At 52.9% G+C, this 17,963-nt stretch carries 14 protein-coding genes and 7 tRNA genes; 19 read left to right on the forward strand and 2 right to left on the reverse strand.

The genetic code is table 11. The annotated features are described in order from the left end of the window. The first annotated feature begins 116 nt into the window (after positions 1 to 116). The 8 genes from asnB to OGV93_RS06255 all read left to right on the forward strand — a co-directional run bounded on the left by asnB (position 117) and on the right by OGV93_RS06255 (position 2,710). Positions 117 to 1,781, forward strand: a complete 1,665-nt coding sequence (gene asnB, locus OGV93_RS06220; RefSeq protein ID WP_287109448.1) for an asparagine synthase B — start codon at positions 117 to 119, stop codon at positions 1,779 to 1,781. 222 nt (positions 1,782 to 2,003) lie between these two features. After that, a tRNA-Met gene (locus tag OGV93_RS06225) sits at positions 2,004 to 2,080 on the forward strand. Positions 2,081 to 2,088: 8 nt separating this feature from the next. Next, positions 2,089 to 2,173, forward strand: a tRNA-Leu gene (locus tag OGV93_RS06230). A 23-nt stretch (positions 2,174 to 2,196) separates the two neighbouring features. Continuing rightward, positions 2,197 to 2,271: transfer RNA gene (locus OGV93_RS06235), tRNA-Gln, on the forward strand. A gap of 37 nt (positions 2,272 to 2,308) precedes the next feature. Beyond that, positions 2,309 to 2,383 (forward strand) — tRNA-Gln (locus OGV93_RS06240). A 21-nt stretch (positions 2,384 to 2,404) separates the two neighbouring features. Beyond that, a tRNA-Met gene (locus OGV93_RS06245) sits at positions 2,405 to 2,481 on the forward strand. A 43-nt stretch (positions 2,482 to 2,524) separates the two neighbouring features. After that, a tRNA-Gln gene (locus tag OGV93_RS06250) sits at positions 2,525 to 2,599 on the forward strand. A gap of 36 nt (positions 2,600 to 2,635) precedes the next feature. After that, positions 2,636 to 2,710 (forward strand) — tRNA-Gln (locus OGV93_RS06255). A gap of 103 nt (positions 2,711 to 2,813) precedes the next feature. Here OGV93_RS06255 and ubiF read toward each other — a convergent pair. Further along, complete coding sequence (gene ubiF / locus OGV93_RS06260; RefSeq protein ID WP_016152246.1) at positions 2,814 to 3,989, reverse strand: 3-demethoxyubiquinol 3-hydroxylase; 1,176 nt, start codon at positions 3,987 to 3,989, stop codon at positions 2,814 to 2,816. 145 nt (positions 3,990 to 4,134) lie between these two features. On the opposite strand from ubiF, the gene miaB reads away from it, so the two are divergent. The 10 genes from miaB to rihA all read left to right on the forward strand — a co-directional run bounded on the left by miaB (position 4,135) and on the right by rihA (position 14,617). Further along, entirely contained in the window at positions 4,135 to 5,565 is a 1,431-nt protein-coding gene (gene miaB / locus OGV93_RS06265; protein WP_016152245.1) for a tRNA (N6-isopentenyl adenosine(37)-C2)-methylthiotransferase MiaB, read from the forward strand. A gap of 191 nt (positions 5,566 to 5,756) precedes the next feature. Continuing rightward, a complete protein-coding gene (locus tag OGV93_RS06270; RefSeq protein ID WP_019076268.1) occupies positions 5,757 to 6,803 on the forward strand; it encodes a PhoH family protein in 1,047 nt (348 codons plus the stop codon). Further along, the gene (ybeY, locus tag OGV93_RS06275; RefSeq protein ID WP_003835559.1) at positions 6,800 to 7,267 is read left to right on the forward strand and encodes an rRNA maturation RNase YbeY; all 468 of its coding nucleotides are present in this window, start codon (positions 6,800 to 6,802) and stop codon (positions 7,265 to 7,267) included. Before OGV93_RS06270 ends, ybeY begins: the two co-directional genes overlap by 4 nt. 162 nt (positions 7,268 to 7,429) lie before the next feature. Beyond that, a complete protein-coding gene (corC, locus tag OGV93_RS06280) occupies positions 7,430 to 8,308 on the forward strand; it encodes a CNNM family magnesium/cobalt transport protein CorC (RefSeq protein ID WP_005121418.1) in 879 nt (292 codons plus the stop codon). Between the two features lie 24 nt (positions 8,309 to 8,332). Next, positions 8,333 to 9,871, forward strand: coding sequence for an apolipoprotein N-acyltransferase (gene lnt, locus OGV93_RS06285; protein ID WP_094760687.1), 1,539 nt, complete (start codon positions 8,333 to 8,335; stop codon positions 9,869 to 9,871). Between the two features lie 357 nt (positions 9,872 to 10,228). Further along, complete coding sequence (gltI, locus tag OGV93_RS06290) at positions 10,229 to 11,137, forward strand: glutamate/aspartate ABC transporter substrate-binding protein GltI (RefSeq protein WP_016152242.1); 909 nt, start codon at positions 10,229 to 10,231, stop codon at positions 11,135 to 11,137. A gap of 288 nt (positions 11,138 to 11,425) precedes the next feature. Then, entirely contained in the window at positions 11,426 to 12,166 is a 741-nt protein-coding gene (gene gltJ / locus OGV93_RS06295) for a glutamate/aspartate ABC transporter permease GltJ (RefSeq protein WP_016152241.1), read from the forward strand. After that, a complete protein-coding gene (gltK, locus tag OGV93_RS06300; RefSeq protein ID WP_003022757.1) occupies positions 12,166 to 12,840 on the forward strand; it encodes a glutamate/aspartate ABC transporter permease GltK in 675 nt (224 codons plus the stop codon). The genes gltJ and gltK overlap by 1 nt, the downstream gene beginning before the upstream one ends. After that, on the forward strand, positions 12,840 to 13,565 hold the full coding sequence (gene gltL, locus OGV93_RS06305; protein ID WP_003022754.1) for a glutamate/aspartate ABC transporter ATP-binding protein GltL: 726 nt from the start codon (positions 12,840 to 12,842) through the stop codon (positions 13,563 to 13,565). Before gltK ends, gltL begins: the two co-directional genes overlap by 1 nt. 116 nt (positions 13,566 to 13,681) lie before the next feature. Continuing rightward, entirely contained in the window at positions 13,682 to 14,617 is a 936-nt protein-coding gene (gene rihA, locus OGV93_RS06310; RefSeq protein ID WP_046274594.1) for a pyrimidine-specific ribonucleoside hydrolase RihA, read from the forward strand. Positions 14,618 to 14,662: 45 nt separating this feature from the next. Here the strand turns inward: rihA and OGV93_RS06315 are convergent, their stop codons facing one another. Beyond that, positions 14,663 to 15,145 carry a zinc ribbon-containing protein gene (locus OGV93_RS06315; protein WP_003022748.1) on the reverse strand — a complete coding sequence of 161 codons (483 nt, stop codon included), beginning with the start codon at positions 15,143 to 15,145 and terminating at the stop codon, positions 14,663 to 14,665. Positions 15,146 to 15,380: 235 nt separating this feature from the next. On the opposite strand from OGV93_RS06315, the gene leuS reads away from it, so the two are divergent. After that, a complete protein-coding gene (gene leuS / locus OGV93_RS06320; RefSeq protein WP_049040670.1) occupies positions 15,381 to 17,963 on the forward strand; it encodes a leucine--tRNA ligase in 2,583 nt (860 codons plus the stop codon).

The following is a 17,963-nucleotide window of genomic DNA, read 5'->3' on the forward strand; positions in this document are numbered from 1 at the left end:
CCATTGCGTTTTTTATTTTCTGACCCGTAATTCACTTGCGCCCTCTCCAGCTTTGCGGCATTTTCTTTATCAAGCAAACATAAAAAGCATCACGCAACAGGTTAACGGAGAAGGTTATGTGTTCTATTTTTGGCGTATTCGATATTAAAACTGACGCAGTTGAACTGCGTAAAAAAGCCCTGGAATTGTCTCGTCTGATGCGCCATCGCGGCCCGGACTGGTCGGGTATTTACGCCAGTGATAACGCCATTCTGGCGCACGAACGTCTGTCCATCGTCGACGTCAACGCCGGTGCTCAGCCGCTGTACAACGTGAAGAAAACGCATATCCTGGCGGTTAACGGTGAAATTTATAACCATCAGGCGCTGCGCGCTGAATACGGCGATCGCTATCAGTTCCAGACCGGTTCCGACTGCGAAGTTATCCTTGCGCTGTATCAGGAAAAAGGCCCAGAGTTTCTGGATGACCTGCAAGGCATGTTTGCTTTTGCTCTGTACGACAGCGAGCAGGACGCTTATCTGATCGGTCGCGATCATATCGGGATCATCCCGCTGTATATGGGTTACGACGAGCACGGTAACTTCTACGTTGCGTCTGAAATGAAAGCCCTGGTTCCCGTGTGTCGTACGATCAAAGAATTCCCGGCCGGTAGCTATTTATGGAGCAAAGACGGCGAAATTCGTCAGTACTACCAGCGCGACTGGTTTGAATACGATACGGTAAAAGACAACGTTACCGATAAAAACGAGTTGCGTCAGGCACTGGAAGATGCAGTGAAAAGCCACCTGATGTCAGATGTTCCTTATGGTGTATTGCTGTCCGGCGGTCTGGATTCATCAGTCATTTCCGCAATCACCAAAAAATACGCCGCGCGTCGTGTTGAAGATCAGGAGCGTAGCGAAGCCTGGTGGCCGCAGTTGCACTCCTTCGCCGTAGGCCTGGAAGGCGCCCCTGACCTGAAAGCCGCGCAAGAGGTGGCGAACCATCTGGGTACTGTACACCATGAGATCCACTTCACCGTGCAGGAAGGTTTGGATGCTATCCGCGACGTGATTTATCACATCGAAACTTACGATGTTACGACGATTCGCGCCTCGACCCCGATGTACTTAATGTCGCGTAAAATTAAAGCGATGGGCATTAAAATGGTGCTGTCGGGCGAAGGTTCTGACGAAGTATTTGGCGGCTATCTCTATTTCCACAAAGCACCGGATGCAAAAGAGCTGCACGAAGAGACCGTGCGTAAGCTGCAGGCGCTGCATATGTTCGACTGTGCCCGTGCCAACAAAGCTATGTCGGCCTGGGGAGTGGAAGCTCGCGTGCCCTTCCTGGATAAGAAATTCCTTGATGTGGCGATGCGCATCAACCCGCAGGACAAAATGTGCGGCAACGGCAAAATGGAAAAACATGTTCTGCGTGAATGTTTTGAATCCTACCTGCCAGCAAGCGTTGCATGGCGTCAGAAAGAGCAGTTCTCCGATGGTGTCGGTTACAGCTGGATTGATACCCTGAAAGAGGTGGCCGCTGAGCAAGTTTCTGACCAACAACTGGAAACCGCCAGCTTCCGTTTCCCTTACAACACGCCATCTTCTAAAGAAGCGTATTTGTACCGTGAGATTTTCGAAGAGCTGTTCCCGGTTGCGAGCGCTGCGGAATGTGTACCTGGCGGGCCGTCTGTTGCCTGTTCTTCTGCCAAAGCAATCGAATGGGATGAGGCGTTTAAAACCATGAACGATCCTTCTGGTCGTGCGGTTGGCGTACATCAGTCCGCTTATAAATAAGTTAATCCTTAGAAAAGGGCCCTGCGGGGCTCTTTTTTATGTCTGTTTTCTGTGCAAAAAAACAATTAATAACTAATAATTGCCGAATATTGCGTCATGCTGTTCGCAACCTAACCAAACAGTCACATTCCAGCTATTTTCAATGAAAAAGGGGTTGACGCTTCAAGGCTCAATACGCATAATGCGCCCCGCAACGCCGATAAGGTTACGCGAAAAAAAGATGGCTACGTAGCTCAGCTGGTTAGAGCACATCACTCATAATGATGGGGTCACAGGTTCGAATCCCGTCGTAGCCACCATCTTTTTTGCGGGAGTGGCGAAATTGGTAGACGCACCAGATTTAGGTTCTGGCGCCGCAAGGTGTGCGAGTTCAAGTCTCGCCTCCCGCACCATTCACCCGTAAGCGTTGCACGGATGGGGTATCGCCAAGCGGTAAGGCACCGGTTTTTGATACCGGCATTCCCTGGTTCGAATCCAGGTACCCCAGCCATTTTTTCTTCGATGTAGCGGTTCACCGCAACGGTCATTGGGGTATCGCCAAGCGGTAAGGCACCGGTTTTTGATACCGGCATTCCCTGGTTCGAATCCAGGTACCCCAGCCATCGAAGAATATGATAGTATCTGGCTACGTAGCTCAGCTGGTTAGAGCACATCACTCATAATGATGGGGTCACAGGTTCGAATCCCGTCGTAGCCACCATATTAAGGACGTATCGACTCGTTCGGTAAATCCAAAAAATTGTTGGGGTATCGCCAAGCGGTAAGGCTCTGGTTTCTGATACCAGCATTCCGAGGTTCGAATCCTCGTACCCCAGCCAATTTCAAAAAGCCGTCCATTCTGTGGATGCACCCGTTGGGGTATCGCCAAGCGGTAAGGCTCTGGTTTCTGATACCAGCATTCCGAGGTTCGAATCCTCGTACCCCAGCCATATTAAAAAAGCTCGCTTCGGCGAGCTTTTTGCTTTTCTGCATTTATTATCTGATGGCACTACGCTTACCAGGCCTACAACGTTCTCTGTAGGCCTGTCTGAATTACAATCCTAACGCGTACTTGAGTGCCTGGCGTTTCAACATACCGGCGCGCTCTGCGGCCATTAGCCCAAGATTACGCATGATACGCAGCGGCTGCAGGTTGTTGCTAAATCCTGCGTAGAACAGATCCATGCCGCTTTGCATGATGAAATTGTCAGTCATGCGACGGTTCTGATAGCGCTTCAGCACCGGCTGACTTGCCCAGGACTCACCGTAGCTGCGCGCATTCACCAGCACGTCAATCAGCGCATCCACATCACGGAACCCCAAATTAACGCCCTGCCCCGCCAGCGGATGAATGGTATGCGCGGCGTCCCCCACCAGCGCCAGTCCTGGCTGCACATATTGCAGCGCGTGACGGCGCGTTAGCGGGAATGCCCCCGCTGCCACAGGCGTAACGTTACCGAGTCGCGATGGGAAATGTTTGGCGATCTCCGCCTGCAGTTGCGACATATTCAAACCTTGCAACTGGCGGATACGCGCCGGTGAGTCGTACCACACCAGCGAGGCCCAGTTATCAAACAGCGGTAAAAATGCGCGCGGACCGTCAGGGGTGAATTGCTGCCAGGTGCTGTCTCCCGGCGAATTCTCGCACTGCACGGTTATCAACATACAGGACTGCGCATACTGCCAGGCATGGATACCAATCCCGGCCATTTTCCGCACCTGAGAATTTGCGCCATCGGCGCCGATGACCAGCTTCGCGCTGATTTTTTCGCCACCAGCCAGCTCAAGCTCATGCCGATCGTTATGTTGATGCAGAGAGATCAGCGACGCAGGCACGCGCAGCGTGACTTTGGGGTGAACGTCCAGAGCCTGCCAGAGCGCCTGTTGCAGGACCGTGTTTTCCACCATATAGCCCAGCAAGGGCAGCTTAAGCTCGGCGGCATCAAACATCACATGGGCATTTTCCCATTCCCACGTTTCCAGACGACGGTAAGGATGGCTGCGCATCCCCTGAACCGTATCCCAGACGCCCAGCCCTTTCAGTAACGACACGGAGGCGGAGCTGATGGCCGAAATTCTGACATCAGGCTGTCCGTCAGCCACAAACGGCGCGGGAACGGCATGCTCAATGACCGTTACCGTAAATCCATGCTGCGCCAGTCCTAGCGCCAGCGCGCCGCCGACCATCCCCCCGCCGACAATGGCAATTTCCGTTGGTTGATTTGTCATGGTCAATTATCCTGTTACATGTATTGTGTAAGTTTACAGGATTTTTTACCCCTTGAGGCTGACATCCGTCATACTGGTCACAACCGCGCCAAAGCAGTACACTATGCGCCCTGCATTTCAGCCACAATTTCGCAAGAGCAAGTCGATGACCAAAAAACTCCATATTAAAACCTGGGGCTGTCAGATGAACGAATACGATTCATCGAAGATGGCCGATCTGCTGGATGCCACCCATGGGTATCAACTGACCGACGTGGCCGAAGAAGCGGATGTGCTGCTGCTGAATACCTGCTCTATCCGTGAGAAGGCTCAGGAAAAAGTCTTCCATCAGTTGGGCCGCTGGAAGCTGTTAAAAGAGAAAAACCCCAAGCTGATCATCGGTGTCGGTGGCTGTGTTGCGTCTCAGGAAGGCGACCATATTCGCCAACGCGCACACTATGTCGATATTATTTTTGGGCCGCAAACCCTGCATCGTCTGCCGGAAATGATTAACAAAGTGCGTGGAAGTACCACCCGTAGCCCGGTGGTTGATATCAGTTTCCCGGAGATCGAAAAATTCGACCGCCTACCGGAACCGCGTGCTGAAGGTCCAAGCGCTTTCGTGTCAATCATGGAAGGTTGTAATAAATATTGTACTTACTGCGTGGTGCCATACACCCGCGGTGAGGAAGTGAGCCGTCCGGCGGACGATATCCTGTTTGAAATCGCCCAGCTTGCGGCGCAAGGCGTGCGTGAAGTGAACCTGCTGGGACAAAACGTGAACGCCTGGCGCGGTGAGAACTACGACGGCACGATCGGATCTTTTGCCGATCTGCTGCGGCTGGTCGCGGCGATCGATGGCATTGACCGTATCCGCTTCACCACCAGCCATCCGATCGAATTCACCGATGATATCATTGAAGTGTATCGTGACACGCCAGAACTGGTGAGCTTCCTGCACCTGCCGGTACAGAGCGGTTCAGATCGCGTACTGAACCTGATGGGACGCACCCATACCGCGCTGGAATATAAAGCGATCATCCGCAAACTGCGTGCAGCGCGTCCGGATATCCAGATTAGCTCCGACTTCATCGTTGGCTTCCCAGGCGAAACCACGCAGGATTTCGAGCAGACCATGAAGTTGATTGCAGACGTCAATTTTGACATGAGCTACAGCTTTATCTTCTCTGCGCGTCCTGGCACCCCTGCCGCCGATATGGTTGACGACGTGCCGGAAGAAGAGAAAAAACAGCGCCTGTATATTCTGCAGGAGCGTATTAACCAGCAAGCCATGGCCTGGAGCCGTCGCATGGTCGGCACGACCCAGCGCATTCTGGTTGAAGGCACATCGCGTAAAAGCATCATGGAACTGTCTGGCCGTACCGAAAATAACCGAGTGGTGAACTTTGAAGGCAACCCGGAAATGGTCGGTAAGTTCGTAGATGTAGAAATTACCGATGTCTGGACGAACTCCCTGCGCGGTAAAGTGGTGCGCACCGAAGACGAAATGGGTCTGCGCATCGCTGAATCCCCTGAGTCGGTTATTGCGCGTACCCGCAAAGAAAACGATCTGGGCGTCGGTATTTATCAGCCTTAATCTTCAATGCCCGATGGCGCTACGCTTATCGGGCTTACTCTTCTGGGCTCGCTGCCCCGGCGGGCCTTGTAATCTACCTCATCATCCCCATATTTATCGCAATGCTTGCGCCTTTCCCCCATGGCGTGAATAATTTCCTTAGATGCCGGTAAATGTTCAGCGTCCGGCAAGACATGCAAAAGAGGAACAGTTTGAACATAGACACTCGTGAAATCACCCTTGAACCCGCAGACAATGCCCGCCTGTTGAGCCTTTGCGGCCCATTTGATGACAACATCAAGCAGCTGGAACGTCGCCTCGGCATCGAAATTAACCGCCGTGATAACCACTTTAAGCTGACCGGTCGCCCAATTTGCGTCACCGCGGCGGCAGATATTTTACGTAGCCTGTACGTCGATACTGCCCCAATGCGCGGTCAGACGCAGGACATTGAGCCTGAACAAATTCATCTGGCAATTAAAGAAGCGCGAGTGCTTGAGCAAAGCGCAGACAGCGTGCCGGAATTTGGCAAAGCGGTGAACATCAAAACCAAGCGCGGGGTAATTAAGCCGCGTACGCCGAACCAGGCACAATACATTGCGAATATCCTCGACCACGACATCACCTTTGGCGTTGGCCCTGCGGGTACGGGTAAAACGTATCTTGCGGTTGCCGCTGCGGTCGATGCGCTTGAGCGTCAGGAGATCCGTCGAATCCTGCTGACCCGTCCGGCAGTGGAAGCGGGCGAAAAACTCGGCTTCCTGCCGGGTGACCTCAGCCAGAAAGTCGATCCCTACTTACGACCGCTGTATGACGCACTGTTCGAAATGCTCGGGTTTGAGAAGGTCGAAAAGCTGATTGAGCGTAACGTCATTGAAGTTGCGCCGCTGGCCTACATGCGTGGTCGTACGTTAAACGATGCGTTCATCATTCTTGATGAGAGCCAGAACACCACCATCGAACAGATGAAAATGTTCCTGACCCGTATCGGCTTTAACTCTAAAGCGGTTATCACCGGCGATATCACCCAGATTGACCTGCCGCGAAGCACCAAATCCGGTCTGCGTCATGCCATTGAAGTACTGGCTGAAGTCGACGAAATTAGTTTTAATTTCTTCCATAGCGAAGACGTGGTTCGCCACCCGGTGGTCGCCCGTATCGTCACGGCGTATGAAGCCTGGGAAGAAGCAGAACAGAAACGCAAAGCCGAGCTGGCTGCAGAACGCAAGCGCGAAGCTCAGGAGCAGGAACAAAAATGAGTCAGGTTATTCTCGATTTACAGCTGGCATGTGAAGACGAATCCGGTTTACCAACAGAAAGTCAGTTTCAAGGTTGGCTGGATGCGGTGATCCCACAGTTTCAGGAAGAGTCTGAAGTTACCATTCGTCTGGTCGATGACGCGGAAAGCCACGAGCTGAACCTGACCTATCGCGGGAAAGATAAATCAACCAACGTACTCTCTTTCCCGTTTGAAGCCCCGCCGGGCATTGAAATGCCGCTGCTGGGCGATTTGATCATCTGCCGTCAGGTAGTCGAGAAAGAAGCGCAGGAACAAGGCAAACCGCTTGAGGCCCACTGGGCGCACATGGTGGTGCACGGTAGCCTGCATTTACTCGGTTACGACCATATCGAAGACGATGAAGCGGAAGAGATGGAATCCCTAGAAACAGAGATTATGCTTGCTCTGGGCTATGAGGATCCGTACATTGCCGAGAAAGAATAAGCATTTCGAAATCTTGTAAGCCTGATAAGGCGCAGCCGCCATCAGGTATTGCGCCTTATCCGGCTTACCTGGTTTGAAGTACGATGAAGAGACATGCCGTCAACAGCTGAATATACGCATGACGAGCTTTGTATTAACTAACATGAGAACCCATACGACGCCATGAGCGACGACAATTCACACAGTAGTGACACCTTAAACAGCAAAAAGGGATTTTTCTCCCTGTTACTGAGCCAACTTTTCCACGGTGAACCAAAAAACCGCGACGAACTGTTGGAGCTGATCCGTGATTCCGGGCAAAACGACCTTATCGATGAAGATACGCGCGATATGCTCGAAGGGGTGATGGATATTGCGGACCAACGCGTGCGCGACATCATGATCCCTCGCTCTCAGATGATTACCCTGAAACGCAACCAGACCCTGGACGAATGTCTCGATGTCATTATCGAGTCTGCCCACTCGCGTTTCCCGGTGATCAGCGAAGACAAAGATCACATTGAAGGGATTCTGATGGCCAAAGATCTGCTGCCGTTTATGCGCAGCGATGCCGAAGCCTTCAGCATGGAGAAAGTGTTACGCCAGGCGGTTGTCGTACCTGAAAGCAAGCGAGTTGACCGCATGCTGAAAGAGTTCCGCTCCCAGCGTTATCATATGGCTATCGTCATCGACGAATTCGGCGGTGTCTCAGGTCTGGTGACCATTGAGGACATCCTTGAACTGATCGTGGGTGAAATTGAAGATGAGTACGACGAAGAAGACGATATCGATTTCCGTCAGCTCAGTCGCCACACCTGGACCATTCGCGCTCTGGCGCCGATTGAAGACTTCAACGACGCTTTCGGTACCCATTTTAGCGACGAAGAAGTAGATACCATCGGCGGGCTGGTCATGCAGGCCTTTGGTCATCTGCCCGCGCGCGGGGAGACTATCGACATTGATGGTTACCAGTTCAAAGTGGCAATGGCCGACAGCCGTCGTATTATTCAGGTTCATGTCAGAATTCCGGACGACTCACCCCAGCCCAAACTGGACGAATAAACCCGAAACTGGATCTAAGACTACATGGCATTTGCCCCATTAATTGAACGCCAGCGCATTCGCCTGCTGCTGGCGTTATTATTCGGTGCCTGCGGGACGCTGGCTTTCTCTCCGTATGACATCTGGCCCGCTGCGATCGTTTCGCTGATGGGCCTGCAGGCTCTTACCTTCAATCGCCGCCCGCTCCAGTCTGCCGCAATCGGCTACTTTTGGGGATTGGGGCTGTTTGGCTCCGGCATCAACTGGGTTTACGTCAGCATCGCGCAGTTTGGCGGTATGCCGGGCCCCATTAATGTGTTCCTCGTGGTTCTGCTTGCCGCATACCTTTCCCTCTACACCGGCCTGTTTGCCGGCGTGTTGGCGCGTCTGTGGCCGAAAACCACCTGGATACGCGTGGCGATTGCCGCGCCGGTCGTCTGGCAAATAACCGAATTCCTGCGCGGCTGGGTACTGACCGGCTTCCCGTGGCTACAGTTCGGCTACAGTCAGATCGACGGTCCGTTAAAAGGGCTGGCTCCGGTAATGGGCGTTGAGGCGATTAACTTCCTGCTGATGGTGGTTAGCGGCCTGCTGGCGCTGGCGCTGGTGACGCGTAACTGGAAGCCGCTGATTGCCGCGCTAGTGCTCTTTGCTCTGCCCTTTCCGCTGCGCTATATCCAGTGGTACACGCTTGAGCCGGAAAAAACCACTCAGGTCTCGATGGTGCAAGGTGACATTCCGCAGTCGCTCAAATGGGATGAAGGTCAGTTACTCAACACCCTGAAGATTTATCTCGACGCCACCCAGCCTGAGATGGGCAAATCACAGCTGATCATCTGGCCAGAATCCGCTATTCCGGACCTGGAAATTAATCAGCAGCGTTTTCTGGGCATGATGGATGACCTGCTGAGATCGAAAAACAGCACGCTGATTACCGGTATCGTTGACGCACGTCTGAACAAGCAGAATCGTTACGACACCTACAACACCATCATCACGCTGGGTAAAGACAGCCCGTACAGTTACGACTCCAGCAACCGCTACAACAAAAACCATCTGGTACCGTTTGGCGAGTTCGTCCCGCTGGAATCGATCCTGCGCCCGTTAGCGCCGTTCTTTGACCTGCCAATGTCGTCTTTCAGCCGTGGGCCTTATGTGCAGCCACAGCTGCATGCGCACGGCTTTAAGCTGACGGCTGCCATCTGCTATGAAATCATTCTTGGCGAACAGGTACGGGATAATTTCCGCCCGGATACGGACTACCTGCTGACGATTTCCAACGATGCCTGGTTTGGTAAATCCATCGGCCCGTGGCAGCACTTCCAGATGGCGCGTATGCGTTCCCTCGAGCTGGCGCGCCCTCTGCTGCGTAGCACCAACAACGGTATTACGGCGGTGATTGGTCCACAGGGTGAGATTCAGGCGATGATCCCGCAGTTTACCCGCCAGGTCCTGACCACCAGCGTGACGCCAACGACGGGCTTAACCCCTTATGCCCGTACCGGTAACTGGCCGCTCTGGCTGCTTACCGCGCTGTTTGGCTTTGGTGCGGTGGTAATGAGCCTGCGCCAGCGTCGTAAGTAACCTTCCTTTCCCGGCCGGATAACGTTTCGCTTATCCGGCCCACAAAACATTTCCCGCTCCCCATTCTGGCACGTCTATTGCTTTGTTCTACAAGACAAATGCAGTTTTGGCTGAATGTGCAACCTGGTCGCACCAACGTTGAGCGCCGGTAGCACCTGAAAAGTGCAACAAGATATTTTTGCCCCCAAATGGTGCGGCGCACCTCGCAAAAATAAACAATAAAACAGCAAATTCTTTACATTCATCCAAACTAAATGTTAACAAACATATACAAGACTGCACGTTTTAGTAGCAAACAATAACAACATCACAATGGGTATCAATGCGTCCCTGGCGCAGACGATAAAGGAGTTGGATATGCAATTACGTAAGCTCGCCACTGCCATGCTGGTCATGGGAATGTCCGCCGGTCTGGCGCACGCAGAAGACGCAGCACCAGCGGCAGGCAGCACGCTGGACAAGATCGCCAAAAACGGCGTGATTGTGGTCGGCCACCGTGAATCATCGGTACCGTTTTCTTACTACGATAATCAACAAAAAGTAGTCGGTTATTCACAGGATTACTCCAACGCGATCGTTGAAGCCGTGAAGAAAAAGCTGAACAAGCCTGACCTGCAGGTGAAACTGATCCCGATTACTTCACAAAACCGTATCCCGCTGCTGCAAAACGGCACCTTCGACTTTGAATGTGGCTCCACCACCAACAACGTCGAGCGCCAAAAACAAGCGGCTTTCTCTGACACCATTTTCGTTGTTGGTACTCGTCTGCTGGCGAAAAAAGGCGGTGACGTCAAAGATTTCGCCGATCTGAAAGGTAAAGCCGTAGTCGTGACTTCGGGTACCACCTCAGAGGTGCTGCTGCACAAGCTGAATGAAGAACAAAAAATGGATATGCGCATCATCAGCGCGAAAGACCACGGTGACTCTTTCCGTACTCTGGAAAGCGGCCGCGCCGTTGCCTTTATGATGGATGACGCCCTGCTGGCTGGCGAGCGCGCGAAGGCGAAGAAACCAGACAACTGGGAGATCGTCGGCAAGCCACAGTCTCAGGAAGCTTACGGCTGCATGCTGCGTAAAGATGACCCTCAGTTCAAAAAGCTGATGGATGACACTATCGCCAAGGCGCAGACCTCAGGCGAAGCTGAGAAATGGTTTGATAAGTGGTTTAAAAATCCAATTCCACCGAAGAACCTGAACATGAATTTCGAACTGTCAGACGAGATGAAAGCCCTGTTCAAAGAACCGAATGATAAAGCGCTTAACTAATTAATTAGAAGAGTACACAAAACCTTTCACGTTATATCGAGGCGGCAACTGAGCGAATTCCCGGGCGCTTACATGAGTAAGTAACCGGGATGAATAAAGGCAGCCAACAACGAGATATCTTGAAGGATGAAGTGTAATCAGGGAGGCTTCCCCTCCCTCTCGATTGCTACTCAGCACGGACAGACTATAAGCCTGATGGTCGTTCCCCATCAGGCCTGAAAACCGCAAAACGCTGAATAACAATCTTCGGGGGTAGCGCTGCTACCCTTTTTTTTCTGGAGTAGATTTATGTCTATAGACTGGAACTGGGGTATTTTTTTACAACAAGCCCCGTTCGGCAACACCACCTATCTCGGCTGGCTCTGGAGTGGTTTCCAGGTCACTGTCGCGTTATCTATCACCGCCTGGGTTATCGCTTTCCTCATCGGCTCTTTATTCGGCATCTTACGTACCGTACCAAATCGTTTCCTTTCCGGGATCGGAACGCTGTACGTCGAGCTGTTTCGTAACGTTCCGCTCATTGTCCAGTTTTTTACCTGGTATCTGGTCATTCCTGAACTGCTGCCGGAAAACATCGGGATGTGGTTTAAGTCAGAACTGGATCCCAACATTCAGTTCTTCCTCTCATCCATGCTTTGTCTGGGGCTGTTTACCGCTGCGCGCGTCTGCGAACAGGTTCGTGCCGCTATTCAGTCTCTGCCTCGCGGGCAGAAAAATGCCGCGCTGGCGATGGGGCTGACGTTGCCGCAGGCCTACCGCTATGTTCTGCTGCCAAACGCTTACCGCGTGATTGTTCCGCCAATGACCTCGGAGATGATGAACCTGGTAAAGAACTCCGCGATCGCCTCCACTATCGGCTTGGTCGATATGGCTGCGCAAGCGGGTAAACTACTGGATTACTCCGCCCACGCATGGGAATCGTTTACGGCCATCACTCTGGCCTACGTACTGATTAACGCCGTCATCATGCTGGTGATGAATCTCGTCGAACGCAAAATCCGCCTGCCTGGCAATTTGGGAGGCAAATAATGTACGAATTTGACTGGAGTTCTATCGTCCCTTCCCTGCCGTATCTGCTGGATGGGCTGATCATCACGCTGAAAATCACCGTCACGGCAGTCGTCATTGGTATCGTCTGGGGGACCATCCTTGCGGTAATGCGTCTGTCCAGCTTCGCGCCAATTGCCTGGTTTGCGAAGGGCTACGTCAACGTATTCCGCTCCATTCCGCTGGTGATGGTGCTGCTGTGGTTCTACCTGATTGTGCCCGGCTTCCTGCAAAACGTGCTGGGTCTGTCGCCAAAAACCGATATTCGCCTGATCTCAGCGATGGTCGCATTTTCGATGTTTGAAGCCGCGTACTATTCCGAGATTATCCGCGCCGGTATCCAGAGTATTTCTCGCGGGCAGTCCAGTGCCGCGCTGGCGCTGGGGATGACCCATTGGCAGTCGATGAAGCTCATCATTCTGCCGCAGGCATTTCGCGCGATGGTGCCGCTGCTGCTTACCCAGGGCATCGTACTCTTCCAGGATACCTCGCTGGTCTATGTATTGAGTCTGGCAGACTTCTTCCGTACCGCCTCCACCATTGGTGAGCGTGACGGCACGCAGGTTGAAATGATCCTGTTTGCTGGCGCCGTTTATTTTGTATTCAGTCTGAGCGCATCGTTGTTGGTCAGCTATTTGAAGAAAAGGACAGTTTAATGATTACCCTGAAAAATGTTTCTAAATGGTATGGTCACTTTCAGGTGCTGACCGACTGCTCCACGGAAGTGAAAAAAGGTGAAGTGGTGGTGGTCTGCGGCCCGTCAGGTTCAGGTAAATCAACGCTTATCAAAACGGTGAACGGGCTGGAGCCGGTACAACAGGGCGTCATCACCGTTGATGGTACCGTGGTGAATGATAAAAAGACCGATCTGGCCAAACTGCGCTCCCGCGTTGGCATGGTGTTCCAGCACTTTGAACTGTTCCCGCATCTGTCGATTATTGAGAACCTGACTCTGGCGCAGGTAAAAGTGCTTAAACGAGATAAAAAGCCGGCCCGCGATAAAGCACAAAAGTTACTGGAACGCGTTGGTCTGTCAGCGCATGCCGAGAAGTTTCCTGCTCAGCTCTCCGGGGGCCAGCAACAGCGTGTCGCCATCGCCCGGGCGCTGTGCATGGATCCTATCGCTATGCTGTTTGACGAACCGACATCAGCACTCGACCCAGAAATGATCAACGAAGTACTGGACGTCATGGTTGAACTGGCCAATGAAGGGATGACCATGATGGTGGTTACCCACGAAATGGGCTTTGCGCGTAAAGTGGCGAACCGGGTGATCTTCATGGATGAAGGGAAGATTGTTGAAGACTCACCGAAAGAAGAGTTCTTCGCTAATCCAAAATCAGACCGTGCCAAAGACTTCCTCGCGAAAATCCTGCACTAATTTTGCTGGCGCGCACCTCCATGTGCGCGCCACCTCACGATTTATCTCTTCACTTCTCGAAACAGGCACAGCCCAGCGTTAACCTTGTCACAAAGTCCCACTTACAAGGAGCAACAATGGCACTTCCTATCCTGTTTGATTGCGATCCAGGTCATGACGACGCTATCGCAATTGTTCTCGCCCTCGCTTCACCTGAACTGGATGTGAAAGCGATAACCTCCTCTGCCGGTAACCAGACCCCCGACAAAACACTGCGTAACGTATTGCGTATGTTAACGTTGCTCAACCGCACGGATATCCCAGTGGCCGGTGGCGCAGTCAAACCGCTGATGCGCGACCTGATAATTGCCGATAACGTCCACGGTGAGAGCGGGCTTGATGGCCCGGCGCTGCCTGAACCCGCTTTTGCTCCACAGGACTGTACTGCCGTGGAATTGATGGCGAAAACCCTGCGTAACAGTCAGGAACCGGTGACGATTGTCTCCACCGGGCCGCAAACTAACGTGGCATTGCTACTGAATAGCCATCCTGAACTGCACCCCAAAATCGCCCGTATCGTGATCATGGGTGGTGCAATGGGCCTCGGAAACTGGACGCCCGCCGCCGAGTTCAACATCTTCGTGGATCCAGAAGCCGCTGAGATCGTGTTCCAGTCGGGCATTCCGGTGGTGATGGCTGGACTAGATGTCACGCATAAAGCGCAAATACATCGTGAAGATACCGAACGGTTCCGCGCTATCGGCAATCCCATTTCGACAATCGTTGCTGAACTACTCGACTTCTTCTTTGAATATCACAAAGATGAAAAATGGGGATTCATTGGCGCGCCGCTGCACGATCCATGCACCATTGCCTGGCTGCTGAAACCTGAACTGTTTACCACCGTTGAACGCTGGGTTGGTGTGGAAACTCAGGGCAAATACACCCAGGGAATGACCGTGGTTGACTACTACTTCCTGAGCGGCAATAAGCCAAACGCCACCGTAATGGTGGACGTGGATCGCGAAGGTTTTGTCGATCTGCTGGCAGAACGGTTGAAGTTTTACGCCTAATGCGTAGGCCGGATAAGACGCAGCGCGTCGCATCCGGCAACATTATCACGGCTCAAACGGTCGACGCTGGAACTGATCGTGTCCGCATTTCGGGCATAGCGGCAGCACGTCAGGAGTGTACACCGCTAAATGGAAGTGGCACTTCTCGCAGACCAGATTGCCCAACCCGACCACCTCGCCGCTGTGATAAACCCCGTGATGGCTGAGGTCCTGGAACACTTCGCGCCATTCGAGCTGCGTTTTATCGGTAATATCGGCCAGTTCCTGCCAGATACTCTCTTTGATAACCCGCATAAAGACGCTGTCGGTCTCCTCATCGAGGCTTTCTTCATAGCTCAGAGCAAACTCTTCCAGGTCGCGTCTGACGGCCCGGGTGAGCTCTTCCACCTCGGTGCGCGTTAACTCCCCGGTCTGCATAACGCGCTGACGCGCCTGTTCCACCAACGCATCAATATCGCGTTCGCCATTACGCAGGCGTTCACTCAGTGAAGCCACCAGTTCACGGTAATATTGAGCAACCTTGTTCATCGCTTCGCCTCCTGGGTCGTTAACTGTCTATAATAATAGACGTTATTTACGCTACGCTTTGCAAGACTGTCCACAGAGTGTGTAAATTCGTGCAAGAATTATCCTTACGGGAATTCAACGTTGAATGCGCGAAAGGCTGTTTTGGCGCGGGCGTTTGGGCTATGCTATGCGGATCTAAAACACCACATCTAGAGCTACGTTTGTAGCTGTATTGAAAACAGGACCACTGGCTGCCATGCAAGAGCAATACCGCCCGGAAGAGATAGAATCCAAAGTACAGCTTCACTGGGATGAGAAGCGCACATTTGAAGTTACCGAAGACGAGAGCAAAGAGAAGTATTACTGCCTGTCTATGCTTCCCTATCCTTCTGGTCGACTACACATGGGCCACGTACGTAACTACACCATCGGTGACGTGATCGCTCGCTATCAGCGTATGCTGGGCAAAAACGTATTACAGCCAATCGGCTGGGATGCGTTCGGTCTGCCGGCGGAAGGTGCAGCGGTCAAAAACAATACCGCCCCCGCGCCTTGGACGTACGACAACATCGCTTACATGAAAAACCAGCTCAAAATGCTGGGTTTCGGTTACGACTGGAGCCGTGAGCTGGCGACCTGCACCCCGGAATACTACCGCTGGGAACAGAAGTTCTTCACCGAGCTGTACAAAAAAGGGCTGGTGTACAAGAAAACGTCTGCCGTTAACTGGTGCCCGAACGACCAGACCGTACTGGCGAACGAACAGGTTATCGACGGCTGCTGCTGGCGTTGCGACACCAAAGTTGAGCGTAAAGAGATCCCGCAGTGGTTCATCAAAATCACCGCTTACGCTGACGAACTGTTGCGCGATCTGGATAATCTGGATCACTGGCCTGACACCGTGAAAACGATGCAGCGCAACTGGATTGGCCGTTCTGAAGGCGTGGAAATCACCTTCGATGTGAACGATTACGACAACACGCTGACCGTCTACACCACACGCCCGGACACCTTTATGGGTGCGACCTACCTGGCGGTTGCTGCAGGTCATCCGCTGGCGCAGAAAGCCGCTGAAAATAACCCAGAACTGGCTGCCTTCATTGACGAATGCCGCAACACCAAGGTTGCTGAAGCCGAAATGGCGACCATGGAGAAGAAAGGCGTCGACACTGGTTTCAAAGCCGTTCACCCGCTGACTGGCGAAGAGATCCCGGTTTGGGCGGCAAACTTCGTGCTGATGGAATACGGTACAGGCGCAGTTATGGCCGTTCCGGGTCACGATCAGCGCGATTACGAATTTGCGACCAAATATGGCCTGACCATCAAGCCGGTAATTCTGACCGCTGAAGGCGCAGAGCCGGATCTGTCTGAACAAGCGCTGACTGAAAAAGGCGTGCTGTTTAACTCCGGTGAGTTTGACGGCCTCGACTTCGAAGCGGCCTTCAACGCTATTGCTGACAAGCTGGTAGCTAAAGGCGTGGGTGAGCGTAAAGTTAACTATCGTCTGCGTGACTGGGGTGTTTCCCGTCAGCGTTACTGGGGCGCGCCGATTCCGATGGTGACGCTGGAAGACGGTACCGTCCTGCCAACGCCAGAAGACCAACTGCCGGTTATTTTGCCGGAAGACGTAGTCATGGACGGCATTACCAGCCCAATCAAAGCCGATCCGGAGTGGGCGAAAACCACCGTTAACGGTATGCCTGCGCTGCGTGAAACTGACACCTTCGATACCTTTATGGAGTCGTCCTGGTACTACGCGCGCTACACCTGCCCGCAGTATCAGGAAGGTATGCTGGATTCCGACGCGGCGAACTACTGGCTGCCGGTTGATATCTACATTGGCGGTATTGAACACGCCATCATGCACCTGCTCTACTTCCGCTTCTTCCACAAACTGATGCGCGACGCAGGCATGGTCAACTCTGATGAACCAGCTAAACAGCTGCTGTGTCAGGGGATGGTTCTGGCCGATGCGTTCTACTACGTTGGCGCCAACGGCGAACGTAACTGGGTTTCTCCGGTTGATGCCATCGTTGAGCGTGACGAAAAAGGTCGCATCGTTAAGGCTAAGGATGCAGAAGGCCATGAACTGGTGTATACCGGCATGAGCAAGATGTCCAAGTCGAAAAATAACGGTATCGACCCGCAGGTCATGGTTGAACGCTACGGCGCCGACACCGTACGTCTGTTCATGATGTTCGCTTCTCCGGCTGATATGACGCTGGAATGGCAGGAGTCCGGCGTTGAAGGGGCGAACCGCTTCCTGAAACGTGTCTGGAAACTGGTTTACGAACATACGTCCCAGGGAGATGTTGCTGCCCTGAACGTTGATGTGTTGAGCGAAGATCAAAAAGCGCTGCGTCGCGACGTGCATAAAACCATTGCTAAAGTCACCGATGATATCGGTCGTCGTCAGACCTTTAACACCGCGATTGCGGCGATTATGGAGCTGATGAACAAGCTGGCGAAAGCACCGCAGGCAGACGAGCAGGACAGAGCCCTGATGCAGGAAGCATTGCTGGCTGTTGTACGCATGCTTAACCCGTTCACCCCACACGTTTGCTTCACCCTGTGGCAGGCGCTGAAAGGCGAAGGCGATATCGACAACGCGCCGTGGCCGGTGGCGGACGAAGCAGCAATGGTTGAAGACTCAACGCTGGTTGTGGTTCAGGTAAACGGCAAAGTACGTGGCAAAATCACCGTTCCGGTAAACGCCACTGAAGAGCAGGTTCGTGAACGTGCTGGCCAGGAGCATCTGGTGGCAAAATATCTTGATGGCGTTACCGTACGTAAAGTGATTTATGTACCGGGTAAACTCCTCAATCTGGTCGTTGGCTAA

It is taken from the genome of Citrobacter sp. Cb031 (assembly GCF_030336725.1).
Taxonomy (GTDB): Bacteria; Pseudomonadota; Gammaproteobacteria; order Enterobacterales; family Enterobacteriaceae; genus Citrobacter; species Citrobacter braakii.